Genomic DNA, 14,228 nt, shown 5'->3' with positions numbered 1-14,228 from the left:
CAAGAGTCACCATTGGGGCCGTGTGTCTATTTCGTTGCCATAGGCATCGGCTTGACGTTGCCACAGTTTGTACCTAAAAACTTGCCCGTGGTTTGTATGTCCATGGTGTCTTTTTTGCCGCCTTGCGTGCTGGTCACACGCATCTTGCCACTGTAGTTATCAGCATCGCTGAAGGTAAATTGGCCTTCGCCATCGCCCGGCGGGTTCGTGCACTGAAAGCTGAAATTGTGCGTTGCGCCGCTTTGTGAAAATTTGTAGGTGCAGCCTTGGCGCTGTTCAATTGGCAAGCGGTTAGCCATATCCGGTGTGATACAGACCTTGACCGCGGTGGTGCCGCCTGCGCCAAAACTCATGCTGACGCCTTGCTTGGCCATCATCTCTTCCATCTGCTTGCGCTGCGCAGCTGGCATGGAGGCCATGGCTTTTTGCGCTTCTTCCATCTGCTTGGCCAGCTGCGGATTCGCAGGGGCAGTCATCTTGCTCGTGACTTCCCACAAGCCCGGTTTGTTGCTGCTTTGTGCGAAGGCAAGGCTAGCGATAAAGACGCTGCTGATAATGAAGGCGATGCGCATGAAGACACTCCTGTTGGTAAAAATTTTGCACATTGTGCAGGCTGCGCCTTGCTTTGCCAAGACGCTTGACGCGCAGCGCCATGCGCAGATGTGATGAAATCACGTTTATGAAGAATACTGAAAGCATCAAGCCCATCGTCATCACACCGGGCGATCCCGCTGGCATCGGCCCTGAGATTGTGGCCAAAGCCTTCCGTGATGCGCCTGATGTGATGGCCCATTGCTTTGTGCTCGGGGATCTGCCGATGATGCAGCGGGCAGCCGATTTGATCGGAGGAATTTCCGCTCACCCCATCTCGCAAGCAGGTTCACAACCCTCTCAAGGTATTCCTGTTCTGGCCTTGAATGATGCCGATCCGCTCCTAAAAAGTGAGCATCTCGCGCAGATCCCATATCGTGCAGTCAGCGATTTGGCTGGAATATTCTCATATGCCTGCGTGCGTGAAGCTGCGCGTATGGCCTTGCGCGGCGAGGCGGCGGCTGTGGTCACTGCGCCGATACATAAAGAAGCTTGGGGCGCGGCTGGCGTGAAAGTTCCGGGGCATACAGAGCTGCTGCAACATGAGGCCGCAGCGTTCGCTGGAATGGCTGTGGATGAAATGCCCGTGCGCATGATGCTCGCCAGCGACGAGCTGCGCACCGTGCTCGTGAGCATCCATGTGAGCCTGCGCGAGGCGCTGGATCGCGTGACACATGAGAACGTCTTGCAAACTCTACGCATCACACACGCCGCTTTATCGCAAAGCTTGAGATCCGCGCCGCGTATCGCTGTGGCAGGCTTGAACCCACATGCAGGTGAAGGCGGTTTGTTTGGAAGAGAAGAAATCGAAGTGATTCATCCCGCGATTGCTGCTGCCAAGCTGGAGGGTATCAACGCCCAAGGCAGCTTCCCGCCTGACACGATCTTCATGCAAGCGCGCGGCTTCCGAAAATTTGACGCAGTGATTGCGATGTATCACGACCAAGGTTTGATTCCCGTGAAATACCTCGGCGTAGAAAAAGGCGTGAACGTGACGCTGGGGCTACACAACGGCAAAGGCCAAGCGCTGGTGAGAACGAGCCCGGATCACGGGACGGCTTTTGATATTGCGGGGCAAGGTGTGGCGGATGCTTCGAGTTTGGTCGAGGCAGTGAAGCAGGCTCGGGCTTTGATTTAGTTGGTTTGCAAGCTTAAGAATAGAACGCAAAAGACGCAGAAATGCGCAAAAGACGCAAAAGAAAAACAAAAAGCAAATTGACCCCTTCCAAGACATCTCATTTTTGATTCTTCTGCGTTTTTTGCGCATTTCTGCGTCTTTTGCGTTCTATTCTCAAGAGCACCCAAAACCTTAAGCCTTCAGAAAATCCACCTTCCCACCCATCCACCGCTCAATATGTTGCGCAGCCAATTCAGCATGATCTCGCAAGATCAAAGGAGCCACACTGCGAATGCGCTCCAGCAAGGCCGCATCCTCCAGCAAATCCGCAAAGCGCAACAAAGCCGCACCGCTTTGCCGAGCGCCCAAAAACTCTCCTGGCCCACGTATCTCTAAATCGAGCCGCGCAATTTCAAAGCCGTCATTCGTCTCGGCCATCGCCTTCAATCGCGCTTTAGCCGTATCACCTAAGCGCCCGCTCTCGCCGGTGGAATACAGCAACACGCAAGCTGAAGCTGCCGCACCGCGCCCTACCCTGCCGCGCAATTGATGAAGCTGAGAGAGGCCAAAGCGCTCGGCGTGTTCGATCACCATGAGCGAGGCATTGGGCACATCCACGCCCACTTCAATCACCGTGGTGCTCACCAAGAGCTTCATTTCGCCACTGGTGAAGAGTTGCATCACTGCCTTTTTCTCTGCAGGCGGCATGCGTGAATGCAGCAGGCCAATCAACATGCCGGGGAAAGCTTCGGTGAGTTCTTGATGTGTTTGTGTGGCATTGCTCAGATCGAGCATTTCGGATTCTTCAATCAGTGGGCAAACCCAATACACTTGCCTGCCTCGCTTGATCTGATCAGCGATACGCTCGATCACCTGATCTTTGCGCGAATCGGAAAGCACCTTGGTGAGAATCGGTGTGCGCCCTGGCGGTAGCTCATCAATGGTGGAGACATTCAAATCCGCGTAATAGCTCATGGCCAGCGTGCGCGGGATCGGCGTGGCGGTCATCATGAGCAGATGCGGTTCATGCCCCGGTGCATTCATCTTCGCGCGCAGTGCCAAGCGCTGTGCTACGCCGAAGCGATGCTGTTCATCGACGATGGCGAGTGCGAAGTTTTTGAAGATCACTTTGTCTTGAATGATGGCGTGCGTGCCCACCACCAGAGCCGCTTGTCCGCTTTCAATGAGTGCCAATGCTTCGCGCCGCTGCTTCGCGGTTTGACTGCCTGTGAGCCATGCCACTTTCAAATTCAAAGGCTCAAACAATGGCTCCAGCAGCACCACGAGTTTACGGAAATGCTGCTCAGCCAGAATCTCCGTGGGCACCATCAGCGCGCATTGTTGACCTGCATCCACGCAGATTGCAGCTGCGAGCGCGGCCACAATGGTTTTGCCAGAACCCACATCGCCTTGCAGCAGACGGTGCATCGGGCGGGTTTGAGATAGGTCTTGCGCGATCTCCTCGCTCACGCGCTGTTGCGCTTTCGTAAGCGCGAAAGGAAGCGTAGCCAGCAGTTTTTCATGCAGGCCGCCCTTTTGCGCTTTCAGTGACGGCGCAAGCAAGGCATCACGCTCCATCTTGGAGGTGAGTTGAGAGAGCTGCTGCGCCAGCAGCTCCTCAATTTTCAAGCGTTGCCAAGCAGGATGCGTGTGATCTTCAAACTGAGCCAGCGTCACATCGGGTGACGGGTAGTGCAAAAATGATAGCGCCTCGCGCAGATTCCATGCCGCCGATTGGCCTATTTTGCTTAAAATTTCTGAGCAAATCGTCTCTCGCAGAGCACCACTGCTCTCAGCGCGCGCCAAGCCATTAACCACAGCTTTTCTCAAGTAAGCCTGCGGCAGCCCCGCCACCGTGGAATACACCGGCGTGAGCGAAGTAGGCAAGGCGCTACCCGCAGCCTTGCACACAGGATGCACTATTTGCCAACCAAACATGCCGCCACGCAACTCCCCGCGTGCGCGAATGCGCGCACCCACGGCGAGCTGCTTTTGCTGTGAGGGATAGAAATTGAAGAAACGCAGTTGGCAAGAATCTGTGCCATCGTTCAAAACCGCCACGAGCTGGCGGCGCGGGCGATAAGCAATCTCACAACTTGTGATCTCACCTTCAATCTGGGCGTTGTCGCCATCCAGCGCATCCTCCAGTTTTTTGATCTTCGTTTCGTCTTCGTAGCGAATCGGAAGGTGCAGCGCAAAATCGATCGGGCGATGCAAGCCCAGCTTATCGAGCGCTTTTTCCACGGCAGATTTGGGCTGCGGCTTGAGTGCAGCAGCCGCTTCAGGTGTGGGTTTTTTGCGAGGCATAGGATAATTGTGCCTTGTTCACTTGGCACGGATTCGTCCAATCCTCAAGATACTATGACGTTAATAGCACCTCGCGCAGATTCTATGCCGGCCAAACGGCAATTTAGCACTCAAGATTTCGATTTTGAGTTACCTCCCGAGCTGATCGCACAACACCCCGCAGCAGAGCGCACGGCTTCACGATTGCTTGATGGCAGTAGCCTTCAGCCCGTGCATCGCGTCTTTCGCGAGCTGCCTGATTTACTCCGGGCGGGCGATCTCTTGGTCTTCAACGACACCAAAGTGGTGAAAGCGCGGCTCTTTGGCGAGAAGGCCACGGGCGGCAAATTGGAGCTGCTGATTGAGCGTGTCGTCTCTGGCAAAGAAGTGGTCGCGCACATGAAGGTGAGCAAGAAACCACGCCTGGGCGATTGGGTGCATCTTTATGGCAATGGCCAAGACATCATCAAAGCCCAGCTCATTGGCCGATGGCCGGAGGAAGATGGTGCGCTGTTTCGCTTTGAGCTATCGCATGATCCGTATTGGGTGATGGAGCAATTTGGCCATGTACCGCTGCCGCCCTACATCACGCATGAAGACGAACAAGAAGACGAGCAGCGCTATCAAACTGTGTTTGCCAAGCATCCTGGTGCAGTGGCTGCACCGACTGCTGCCTTGCACTTTGACGATGCTTTATTTGAACAACTGAAAGCCAAAGGCATCGAACGCGCCTTCGTCACGCTGCATGTCGGCGCAGGCACTTTCCAGCCTGTGAAGGCCGCGCAGATCGCTGATCACACCATGCACTTTGAGCGTTATAGCATTCCACCAGAAACGCTGGAGGCCATTCAACACTGCAAGGCAAGGGGCGGTCGCGTGATTGCGGTGGGCACAACGACCGTGCGCACGCTAGAAAGCTACGCAAAGAACCAACAAACCAGCGGCGATACCAATATCTTCATCACGCCTGGCTTTGCATTCGAAATTGTTGACCTGCTCATCACCAATTTCCACCTACCCAAAAGCACGCTGATGATGCTTGTCAGCGCGTTTGCAGGCTACGAGCACATCATGGCTCTGTATAAAACCGCCGTACAGGAAAAATACCGCTTCTTCAGCTATGGTGATTCGATGCTGTTAGAGCGGCGTAAATAAACACGCTCAATCCCGGTGATCCATGTCTGGCCGCGTGTTCGACACGACCCAGCCTAGGAACACCACGGGATACAGCACGCCGATCAAGGCTTGCAGTGTGGACAGGGATTTGGCCAAGGCATGCGCGGGTGTGATGTCGCCAAAGCCCAGCGTGGTCAGCACTACGAAGGAAAAATAATTCAAGCGCCAATCCATTTGCTCGAAAGTGGCTGGGTTGCCCAAGAGCAAATACGCGCCTTCAAACTTCATCGCAATGAGGCGATGCAATTGCGCAAATGCGATGCCGAGTAACAAGTACGCTCCCACACCGCCCGCAATACGGTGCGCATTGATCGAACCCGGTGCAAGCGTGTAGGTGATCATGAGCCAAGACATGGCCAGCAATGCCAAGCCAGACACCCACGCATCCGCATACGGATAGTGATACTCTGGCCAAATCAGCGATGCGATGCGCAGCACCACAGACACCGTGGCAATCGCCACAAACACTTTGCCAATCGAGGTGCGGTCAAACAGCAGCCAAGCGCCCAAAGCGAGCACGCTAATGAAAATCGCATCAGCCAAAGTGCGGTTAAGCAAGCCCATTTCGCCCAGGGGCGGCACGACCATGGCCTCCATCAAAGCCAAAAGCATCACAAAAGTGAGCGACCAATCGGTGATTTCTCTGCGTTCTATTGTCATGTTGGAGAGTTTATCTTTCATCAACGTGGGAAAATCCACCTATGCTGCAATTTGAACTACTGAAAACCGATCCACCCGCGCCTGAGCGCGGTTACGAAGGCTCCCACGCCCGCCGAGGCACGCTCACGCTCAACCATGGCGTCGTGCAAACGCCAATCTTCATGCCTGTGGGCACCTATGGCACGGTGAAGGGCGTGATGCCACGCAGCTTGCATGAGATGGGCGCGCAGATTATTTTGGGCAACACTTTTCACCTCTGGATGCGCCCTGGGCAAGACATCATGAAGCAGTTTGGCGGGTTGCATGGCTTTGAAGGTTGGAACAAACCGATCTTGACAGACAGTGGTGGCTTTCAGGTGTGGAGCCTCGGCGAGATGCGCAAGATCAGCGAAGAAGGTGTGCGCTTTGCCTCGCCGGTGAATGGCGATAAGCTGTTTCTCACGCCTGAGGTGAGCATGCAGATTCAGACCGTGCTCAATTCCGACATCGTGATGCAGTTTGATGAATGCACGCCCTATGACGTGAAAGGCCACATCACGACCGAGGCTGAGGCACGCATCTCCATGGAGCTTTCGCTGCGCTGGGCGGCGCGTTGCCAGACCGAATTTGCAAAACTTGAGAACCCGAATGCACTTTTCGGCATCGTTCAAGGCGGCATGTTTGAAAACCTCCGGCAAGAGTCGCTCGACAAACTCGTCGAGATGAATTTCCCTGGCTATGCGATTGGCGGCGTGAGCGTGGGCGAACCCAAGGCGGAGATGCTGCGCATCATGGCGCACACGCCGCATCGCCTGCCCGCCAATAAGCCGCGCTACTTGATGGGCGTGGGCACGCCGGAAGATTTGGTCGATGGCGTGGCCGCAGGTGTGGATATGTTTGACTGCGTGATGCCCACGCGCAATGCGCGCAACGGCCATCTCTTCACCCGCTATGGCGATGTGAAAATCCGCAACGCGAAGCACAAAACCAGCCACGAACCGATTGACCCGACCTGCACTTGCTACGCCTGCAAAGGCATCACGCAAGAAGACGGCTCAGTCAGCGGTGGCTTCTCCCGCGCCTATCTGCATCACCTCGATCGCTGCGGCGAAATGCTCGGCCCTATGCTCGCCACGATCCACAACCTACATTACTACTTGAATCTCATGCGCGAGGTGCGCGAGTCGCTAGAAGCTGGTACGTTCAGCGATTTCAGAAAGAAATTCAGAGAAGATCGTGCGCGTGGTGTCTAGCTTGCGCCAAGCTTATTACTACGTATTTGATAGCATTTCGCGAATATTCTACGCCGTCTAGAGGCCGATTCTCTATATATTTATGCCTTCAACCAAGTCTATCACTGCTCGTTTCATGTGCATCGCTACAGCACTCACTTTGAGTGCCTGCGCCACCGATGTGAGGCTCGATCCACAGAGCGGCAAAGGCAGCATCGCCGTACAAAACAAATCACTCGATCCCAGCAACGGCGGCGAATTGGTCAAGCCACAAGCCTTGCGTACAGGCGACATCATCCTGTCTGCCGCGAATGGCATCAACTCTGCAGGTATTCGCGCCATCACGCTATCCCCCGTGAGCCATGCAGCGCTCTATGTGGGCAACGGTCAAATCATTGAAGCCGTGGGCTCTGGTGTGCGGCAAAGAAGCATCGAAGAGTTCATCGCGGAAGAGGCGACCATCGTCGCCTTCCGCCACCCCAAGATCGACGGCATCGAAGCCGCACTGATTCAAAAGTTTGCAGAAAAACACATCGGCACGAAATACAACACCGCTGGCATCGTGCTGCAAACACCCTTCACTTTGCAACGCAAATTCTGCGAGCTACCCATCATGCCCGCCCTCGTGCGTGATGCCTGCATCCGCGGCTCAGCCGCCATCACCCTCGGCCCCGTGCCCAACGATCAATTTTTCTGCAGCCAATTCGTCCTAGAAGCCTACAAAGCTGCCGGCATTCCCCTCACCGACTCTGACCCACGCTTAGTGACTCCCGGCGACTTGCTCCACATGCGCCAAGGCGATGTGCCCTCGATCAAAATTCATCAGGCCTTGCTGTACATTGGCCATTTGAAGGCACCACCCGCACTAGCTAGCGCCGCTGAAATCAAGCCTTAGCTGTAGCGGTGACAACCTCGCTGGCAGTAGCCCCACATGCATGACAAAACTTCGCAAACGCGCTCTTTCGCGTATTGCAAGCACCGCAATGATCGTGTAGGCCGATGCCGCAGTGCGGGCAAAAGTCGATCTTGTCGTTTTTCAGATCAACTGGGCGCTCGCAGCCGGGGCATACACCTTTGGCTAAGCGTGCCAATGCGGTGTCATAGCTCAGCTCTTCGCGTCTCTGGGCATCAGGCAAAAGCTCGGCGGCTTTTTGTTTTTCTAGGTATCGATTGAGCGCGAGGATGGCGTAGCGGCCTATCACCGCTGTGAGCGCGATGCCCACGATGTAGCGTACATAGCCACCGTAGCTTGGCAAATAGGGCACAAGCTCCACGAAGAAGGCGAAGCCTGCGAAGATGATGAAGCCCCAAACGAAAGGCCAATACGTGCCTTTGCGCTTTTTCACGAAGAGCCAAGCGGCAATGGCTAGCAACGGTAAGGTAAGCGCCAAACGATAGAGAAAGACGCGCAGCTCAACGCGGCGTTGCTCGGCATTGAGCTTTTTGTAGCCATCAGTCTCCAGACTTTGCAACTGCTCGCGCTCGCGTGAGGCGAGTTGCCGAGCATCGAGAGCGATCTTGTCTTGCGCCTCCAAAGCAGCCTGTGCTTGGCGCTCAGCCGCTTTGAGCCTATCCAACTCGCGAGTGCGTGCAATCACTTGGGGATCTTGTTCGCCGCGCTGGGTGGCGCTACGTGTAGCAATCCAAGCATCAAAGCTTTCGCGTGCCGTTTCGGAATCTGCGCGCGCCGAGTTGAGTTTGAGCCGCGCTTGTTCTAAGGCTTCGTTGCTCGTACGTTCGGTGCGCCCTGCAGCTGCAATGTTGTTCCTAAGTCGCTCAGCCTGTGGCTTATCCAGAAAATCATCCAGCTCCAGTTGCTTCTCCACCTTGGGCAAATCACCCACCACCGTGCCGCCCAGCCCGATCAAGAAGCCAGCAAACACAAACGCCACCAGCCAAAGGCCACGGCGAAACCATTTTTCAGAAAGACGGAGCGACTTACTCATGATGCACCTTTACTATCAATTTCATAGCATTTCGCGCAGTATCTACGCCGGCAATATGCTTAAAAAGCTTAAAAATCACAGTTTCAAAGCTACCGGAGCAGCTCCTAAGCCTGCACGTGGCATCCACTCAAACACGCTGTCCACTGTGACAGACTCGATTCGATCTGAGAAGCGTTTTTTCGCCGGATGATCGTCAAACTCCACATTGGCTTGCGTGATACGGCCACCCAAGCGTGTGAGCGGTTTGATGTTGAGCACGGTGGGCTGATAGTTTTTGAACTGCAGCCACGCCTGCGCTTGATCACGCGTGCGAATGCTGGGCTCCATCGCAGCGGCGAGCGTCTCAATCGCCCATTGGTTGCTCTGCTGATACTTCGTGCCCCACACATAGCTCACCATGCTGTAGGGCTTGATGTGCATGGCTTTGGTGCGGGCTTCATTGAGCAATGCCGCATGTAATTTGTCTTGCACTTCTTTGGTAGGCACAACCCATGTCGCTTCAAAGCGAAAAAGATCGTCGAGGAAGAATTCGCCCAAGCCTTGGCGATAGAGCGAAGCTTCCGCCGTACCACAAGTGTTGAGCTTATGCGCCACCAGCCAGCGACCATCTTGAGCTTTGTAGGCAAAACCAAGATGCGAATAGCGCAGGCCATACTTGCTCAAATCCTGCCCTGCGCGCGCGAGCACGACGACCTTTGCCCCACTCTTGGTGTGTTCGGCCTCAAGCGCACGCCAAGTCTTCTCCGCGAGATTCATGCCTTGCATGATCATTTGTGGCGCAGATGGTTTAGGCGCATCGCAGGAGCGGCCAGCATGGGCATGCATGGCAGCTGCTGCTAGCAAGGCGACAAAAGCAGAACGAATGATCTTCATGATCAGCCTCGTTTAGTTTGTGATGCGCTCGTTGTGCAGCAGCGCTTTGCCAAGCTCGTTGGGAATGAAGGCAATCGCCTCGCCCAAAGCCGAGAGCACCATGCCTGTGCCGATCACGCTCACGGCGACAGTTGCGCCCACGCCGACCGCACTAGCCTTCACACCTTTGCCCAAAATCTCCACACTCACACGCGCGCCATCGGATGCACGCTCCAGCACATACACCGTGCCACGCGCGGTCACTTCCACCACCTTCACGACGAAGACCGCACCTGCCGCAGAGAGGATCACAGGTGCAGCGACTGACGCACCGGCCGCCGTGCTCGCGCCCACACCTGTGACGACCACAGAAGCCACGGGTAGCGCACTGAGCACGATGGATGCCTCACTCTGAGCATAAGATTGAGACGAAAAACCGATACTCGCCGTTATAAATACTGCGCTAAGTGCTATAGAAAACGTAGTAGCTACAGACACTACGCTAGATTTCAAAGAAAAAGCTTTCATCACTCGCTCCATTTCTGATCGAGAAGAATTTATCAATTTTGGGGGGGCTAGATCAGCACAATCACTGAGCTTGCAGGGTATGGCAAAACTCTTACTGAGTTTCCATCTCGCGACGTGCTTCAGCGCGAGCTTGCAGACGGGCTTCAGCCAAATCAGCCTCATGCTTATCACGCAGCGTCTTGGCCAGCGTGAACGTGGTGGTGATCAGGTACAACCAGCTCACCAAGAGGAAGGCCTTGTAAGTGTCATTCACATTCATGCGCCACAAGCCCCAGCCGGTGAGCGTCATGGCCACGAAGAAAGCGGTGTACACCACCATACGCCACATCGGCGTATCCACCTTCTTGTACTGGTTATCGCGCACAAACTTCGCCAAGAAGAAAGCTGTAGACAAACAGAAGATATAACCCATCACCATGAACGCGCGATCCAAATCCTGCCCAGGCAGCCAAGCCAGACCCGTGCCGCAGAGAAAAACGGCTAAGCCAAAGGAAATCCACACTTGCAATTGCCATGCAGCAGTGTCGCGTTGAATCAGTGGGTTACTCATAAATACCTTTCTTTGTTGAACATGTTTTGAAGTATCACGTAACTTTATCACCTGCCAAGAAATGGCTAGAAAGTGGCAGCGGGTGGCTGGCTGAGTATCAAAAAATGATACTCATGCCCTAACCGCGCATGGAATCGATCAAATCAGCCACATCATTCGCCGCACCCCTGAATTCGGTTTTCAGATGCATCACCAGGCTCTCCCGATCAATAGGCGTTCGCTGCTGCGAAAGAAATTTTTTGCCTAGCAGCTCAGTGATGTGAATTTCAAAACCCAACAGATGGTTCGCAGCATTTTCAATGTGATCGGGGGCAGCATCTTGCATGCGCCACTCGTTGACGCGACCTGCTTCTTGGCCTGCGGTCAGCGCCGCCAAATGCGCCATCAACCACTCTCGATCATCCACCCATCTTATCTGCCCTCGCGCTTGCACGGCGATGTAATTCCAACTGGGAGCATTGCGGCCACTTTGCTGACCACTGACATACCAGCGAGGAGAAATATAGGCATTGGGGCTTTGAAAAAGCACCGTCGCTTCACTGCCATCACTCATCAGTTGAAACAGCGCGTGATTACGCGATGCGTGGCCAGAGAGTTTGCCAAGCTCTCCATCTGAGGAAATTTCTACAGGCAGGAGATTCACTTCCGTCCGCCCCGCTACGGTGATGATCACCGTAGCGAGCGGATACGCCCGCATGAGTTGATGGAGTTCGTCTTTATCGGCTACCGCGAAGATCGGCTGAATGTGCATGCCTCACAGCACTTCGCTCGCAAAATCCGCCAAGCGCGAGCGCTCGCCGCGTGCGAGGGTGATGTGGCCGCTGTGGGGCCAGCCTTTGAACTTGTCCACGGCAAACGTCATGCCACTCGACCCTTCGGTAAGGTAAGGCGTGTCGATCTGCGCGAGGTTGCCCATGCAAACGATCTTCGTGCCGGGGCCGGCGCGGGTGATGAGCGTTTTCATTTGCTTGGGCGTTAAGTTTTGCGCTTCGTCAATGATCACGTATTTGTTCAAGAAGGTGCGGCCTCGCATGAAATTCATGCTCTTGATTTTGATTTTGGAGCGGATGAGCTCGTTGGTGGCAGCGCGGCCCCATTCGCCAGCGTTGCCGCCATCGTTCTTGGTGAGGAATTCCAAGTTATCGTCGAGCGCACCCATCCATGGGCCCATTTTTTCTTCTTCGGTGCCGGGAAGGAAACCGATGTCCTCGCCGACGCTCACGGTGGCGCGGGTCATGATGATTTCTGTGTAACGGCGCTCGTCCAAGACTTGCGTGAGGCCTGCAGCGAGAGCCATCAGAGTTTTGCCTGTGCCTGCTGTGCCTGCGAGCGTCACCAAATCCACATCAGGGTCCATCAGCAGATTCATCGCATAGCTTTGCTCACGATTGCGCGTGGTCACGCCCCAGATGGCGTTTTTCGCGTGGCCATAATCTTTGAGGGTTTTGAGCACAGCGGTTTTGCCGCGAATCTCAGTGACGCGCGCATACAGCGATGGCTCGCCGGGCGTTTCGAAATAGACGAATTGATTGATGAGCAATTGCGGCACGATGGGGCCGCTGATGCGGTAGAACGAATGGCCGCCGCTCTGCCAGCTCTCCGCCGTTTTGCCATGCTTGTCCCAAAAATCTGCGGGCAAGGCGAGGCTGCCGGTGTAGAGCAAATCGCCGTCGTCCAGCGTTTTGTCGTTTTGGTAATCATCGGTGGGCAGGCCGAGCGCACGGGCTTTGACGCGCATGTTGATGTCTTTGGAAACCAAGACGACTTCGCGGCCTTTGTGCAGCTCTCCCAAGCCAGCGACCACGCCGAGGATTTGATTGTCTGCCTTGCCTTGTGGCAGTGCGGCAGGCAAGTTGGAATTGATCACCTGCGTTTGGAAAAACAGGCGGCCAACGGCTTCGCGATGCCCCGTGACATCCAGCTTCAAACCATCTTTCATGTCTGCGCCCTGCACAGCCGCCAGCGCATCCAGCGCACGTGAGATTTGGCGCGCATTGCGCGCCACTTCGGTCATGCCCTTCTTGTGGCCATCCAACTCTTCCAACACGATCATCGGCAAGAAAATATCGTGCTCTTCAAAGCGGAAGAGGCTCATCGGATCGTGCAGTAGCACATTGGTGTCGAGCACAAAGAGCTTGGCGGGGCCTGTGCTCTTCTTGCGGATGGATTTGGCAGGCGCGGGCATGCTATTCTTTTCATAGCTGCTTGCGCTTGTTTTATGGCGGTTAACTGGCGTTTTTGCTTCTAAACCCGCTTTGGATTTGCCTGAAACAGCTTCCAGTAGGGCTTGCGTTTCTTCAAACGCCTCGGGTGCGTCGCCGCCAGCGCGCTCATCAAAGAGCTCTATGTCTTGGGTGTGAGCGCTGCTGTCTTCAAAATCTACCGATGAAGCGCTCTTGCGGCCTGCTCTGGGTGAGCGTGCCGGCGCGTCGTAAGCCTCGGGAGAGAGCAAAGCAGCGCGTTGGTTGGGGGCGGGAGGCAGAGGCATAGTGTTTACAGCTCTTGGGTGGGGTTGATAGGAAGGTGGTATGAAATGAACTTGCTGAATCACGCACAACCCGGCGCAAAAAACAAAAAAGCCACCCGGCAACCCGTGTGGCTTCATTGGTGTCTTCAGCAGTGACAGGGCTGTGAACCCGCGTCAGTATCAAATTCATAGCAGCCACTATACACAAGCTGTGTGTCAGTGCAAGAAAAATATTTTTGAATATTTTTTGTATCCGCTCTTGAAATGCTAGCTTGCTAGCAAAAAATGAGCAGTGACAAGGACTTAAGAGATTTGCGGGGAAATTACTCGCCCAAAACCCGCCTAAAAATCAAGCCGCTTTTTTCAGCGCCTTGACCGCTTTGAGCACTTCTTCCACATGGCCAGGCACTTTCAGGCCGCGCCATTCTTGCTTCAAAACGCCATCTGCACCCACCAAAAAGGTACTGCGCTCGATGCCTTTGACTTTTTTGCCGTACATGATTTTATTTTTCACCACACCGAAGCCGTGGCAGAGCTTTTCTTCCGTATCGGCGATCAGCTCAAAAGGCAATTCCAGCTTGGCTTTGAATTCGTCATGCGATTTCATGTTGTCGCGGCTCACGCCGAAAACCACTGCGCCAGCTTTCACGAAATCTTTGTATTTGTCACGAAACTGCATCGCTTCGGTGGTGCAGCCGGGGGTGTTGTCTTTCGGGTAGAAATACAGCACCATGACTTGGCCGTTGTGGCTCTGGTTGGTAACTTTGAGGCCTCCTGTGGCGTTAGCTTCGAATTCTGGGAGGGGTTTATTTACAACAACGGCCATGGGATTACTCGCATCTAG

At 54.7% G+C, this 14,228-nt stretch carries 14 protein-coding genes; 4 read left to right on the top strand and 10 right to left on the bottom strand.

Going from position 1 to position 14,228, the window contains the following annotated elements; all coding sequences use genetic code 11:
• Positions 1–26 precede the first annotated feature (26 nt).
• Entirely contained in the window at positions 27–572 is a 546-nt protein-coding gene (locus KIH26_RS12395) for a DUF3617 domain-containing protein (RefSeq protein WP_213445651.1), read from the bottom strand.
• 107 nt (positions 573–679) lie between these two features.
• Between KIH26_RS12395 and pdxA the strand changes: the two genes are divergently transcribed.
• Complete coding sequence (gene pdxA / locus KIH26_RS12390; protein ID WP_213445649.1) at positions 680–1,729, top strand: 4-hydroxythreonine-4-phosphate dehydrogenase PdxA; 1,050 nt, start codon at positions 680–682, stop codon at positions 1,727–1,729.
• 171 nt (positions 1,730–1,900) lie between these two features.
• Here the strand turns inward: pdxA and recG are convergent, their stop codons facing one another.
• A complete protein-coding gene (gene recG, locus KIH26_RS12385; protein WP_213445647.1) occupies positions 1,901–4,015 on the bottom strand; it encodes an ATP-dependent DNA helicase RecG in 2,115 nt (704 codons plus the stop codon).
• Positions 4,016–4,069: 54 nt separating this feature from the next.
• On the opposite strand from recG, the gene queA reads away from it, so the two are divergent.
• Positions 4,070–5,149 (top strand): tRNA preQ1(34) S-adenosylmethionine ribosyltransferase-isomerase QueA, encoded by a 1,080-nt coding sequence (gene queA / locus KIH26_RS12380; RefSeq protein WP_213445645.1) that lies wholly within the window; start codon positions 4,070–4,072, stop codon positions 5,147–5,149.
• 6 nt (positions 5,150–5,155) lie between these two features.
• On the opposite strand, the gene KIH26_RS12375 is transcribed toward queA, so the two are convergent.
• Positions 5,156–5,851, bottom strand: a complete 696-nt coding sequence (locus KIH26_RS12375) for a potassium channel family protein (protein ID WP_213445643.1) — start codon at positions 5,849–5,851, stop codon at positions 5,156–5,158.
• A 20-nt stretch (positions 5,852–5,871) separates the two neighbouring features.
• On the opposite strand from KIH26_RS12375, the gene tgt reads away from it, so the two are divergent.
• Positions 5,872–7,062, top strand: coding sequence for a tRNA guanosine(34) transglycosylase Tgt (gene tgt / locus KIH26_RS12370; RefSeq protein ID WP_213445641.1), 1,191 nt, complete (start codon positions 5,872–5,874; stop codon positions 7,060–7,062).
• An 82-nt stretch (positions 7,063–7,144) separates the two neighbouring features.
• Positions 7,145–7,936 carry a YiiX/YebB-like N1pC/P60 family cysteine hydrolase gene (locus tag KIH26_RS12365; RefSeq protein WP_213445639.1) on the top strand — a complete coding sequence of 264 codons (792 nt, stop codon included), beginning with the start codon at positions 7,145–7,147 and terminating at the stop codon, positions 7,934–7,936.
• Here the strand turns inward: KIH26_RS12365 and KIH26_RS12360 are convergent.
• The 7 genes from KIH26_RS12360 to KIH26_RS12330 form a co-directional block, all read right to left on the bottom strand.
• Positions 7,926–8,987 (bottom strand): serine endopeptidase, encoded by a 1,062-nt coding sequence (locus tag KIH26_RS12360; protein WP_213445637.1) that lies wholly within the window; start codon positions 8,985–8,987, stop codon positions 7,926–7,928. The genes KIH26_RS12365 and KIH26_RS12360 overlap by 11 nt on opposite strands.
• Before the next feature lie 75 nt (positions 8,988–9,062).
• On the bottom strand, positions 9,063–9,860 hold the full coding sequence (locus KIH26_RS12355) for a DUF2145 domain-containing protein (protein WP_213445635.1): 798 nt from the start codon (positions 9,858–9,860) through the stop codon (positions 9,063–9,065).
• A 12-nt stretch (positions 9,861–9,872) separates the two neighbouring features.
• On the bottom strand, positions 9,873–10,367 hold the full coding sequence (locus KIH26_RS12350; protein WP_213445633.1) for a hypothetical protein: 495 nt from the start codon (positions 10,365–10,367) through the stop codon (positions 9,873–9,875).
• A gap of 91 nt (positions 10,368–10,458) precedes the next feature.
• Positions 10,459–10,917, bottom strand: a complete 459-nt coding sequence (locus KIH26_RS12345; RefSeq protein ID WP_213445631.1) for a YiaA/YiaB family inner membrane protein — start codon at positions 10,915–10,917, stop codon at positions 10,459–10,461.
• A gap of 118 nt (positions 10,918–11,035) precedes the next feature.
• Entirely contained in the window at positions 11,036–11,668 is a 633-nt protein-coding gene (locus tag KIH26_RS12340) for an FMN-binding negative transcriptional regulator (protein ID WP_213445629.1), read from the bottom strand.
• A 3-nt stretch (positions 11,669–11,671) separates the two neighbouring features.
• Positions 11,672–13,405, bottom strand: coding sequence for a PhoH family protein (locus tag KIH26_RS12335; RefSeq protein ID WP_213445628.1), 1,734 nt, complete (start codon positions 13,403–13,405; stop codon positions 11,672–11,674).
• Positions 13,406–13,733: 328 nt separating this feature from the next.
• Positions 13,734–14,210, bottom strand: coding sequence for a peroxiredoxin (locus KIH26_RS12330; RefSeq protein WP_213445626.1), 477 nt, complete (start codon positions 14,208–14,210; stop codon positions 13,734–13,736).
• Positions 14,211–14,228: the final 18 nt, after the last annotated feature.

The organism is Variovorax sp. PCZ-1 (assembly GCF_018413605.1).
In the GTDB taxonomy this organism is placed as follows: Bacteria; Pseudomonadota; Gammaproteobacteria; order Burkholderiales; family Burkholderiaceae_C; genus JANMDU01.
This window is presented reverse-complemented; position numbering and strand designations above follow the sequence as displayed.

What these genes read in the sequence shown, in the direction of transcription:
- KIH26_RS12375 (WP_213445643.1), bottom strand. Translation starts at nt 5,851, where the DNA reads ATGAAAGATAAACTCTCCAACATGACAATAGAACGCAGAGAAATCACC.
- KIH26_RS12345 (WP_213445631.1), bottom strand. Translation starts at nt 10,917, where the DNA reads ATGAGTAACCCACTGATTCAACGCGACACTGCTGCATGGCAATTGCAA.
- KIH26_RS12365 (WP_213445639.1), top strand. Translation starts at nt 7,145, where the DNA reads ATGCCTTCAACCAAGTCTATCACTGCTCGTTTCATGTGCATCGCTACA.
- KIH26_RS12360 (WP_213445637.1), bottom strand. Translation starts at nt 8,987, where the DNA reads ATGAGTAAGTCGCTCCGTCTTTCTGAAAAATGGTTTCGCCGTGGCCTT.
- queA (WP_213445645.1), top strand. Translation starts at nt 4,070, where the DNA reads ATGACGTTAATAGCACCTCGCGCAGATTCTATGCCGGCCAAACGGCAA.
- KIH26_RS12330 (WP_213445626.1), bottom strand. Translation starts at nt 14,210, where the DNA reads ATGGCCGTTGTTGTAAATAAACCCCTCCCAGAATTCGAAGCTAACGCC.
- KIH26_RS12355 (WP_213445635.1), bottom strand. Translation starts at nt 9,860, where the DNA reads ATGAAGATCATTCGTTCTGCTTTTGTCGCCTTGCTAGCAGCAGCTGCC.
- KIH26_RS12395 (WP_213445651.1), bottom strand. Translation starts at nt 572, where the DNA reads ATGCGCATCGCCTTCATTATCAGCAGCGTCTTTATCGCTAGCCTTGCC.
- KIH26_RS12340 (WP_213445629.1), bottom strand. Translation starts at nt 11,668, where the DNA reads ATGCACATTCAGCCGATCTTCGCGGTAGCCGATAAAGACGAACTCCAT.
- KIH26_RS12350 (WP_213445633.1), bottom strand. Translation starts at nt 10,367, where the DNA reads ATGAAAGCTTTTTCTTTGAAATCTAGCGTAGTGTCTGTAGCTACTACG.
- KIH26_RS12335 (WP_213445628.1), bottom strand. Translation starts at nt 13,405, where the DNA reads ATGCCTCTGCCTCCCGCCCCCAACCAACGCGCTGCTTTGCTCTCTCCC.
- pdxA (WP_213445649.1), top strand. Translation starts at nt 680, where the DNA reads ATGAAGAATACTGAAAGCATCAAGCCCATCGTCATCACACCGGGCGAT.
- tgt (WP_213445641.1), top strand. Translation starts at nt 5,872, where the DNA reads ATGCTGCAATTTGAACTACTGAAAACCGATCCACCCGCGCCTGAGCGC.
- recG (WP_213445647.1), bottom strand. Translation starts at nt 4,015, where the DNA reads ATGCCTCGCAAAAAACCCACACCTGAAGCGGCTGCTGCACTCAAGCCG.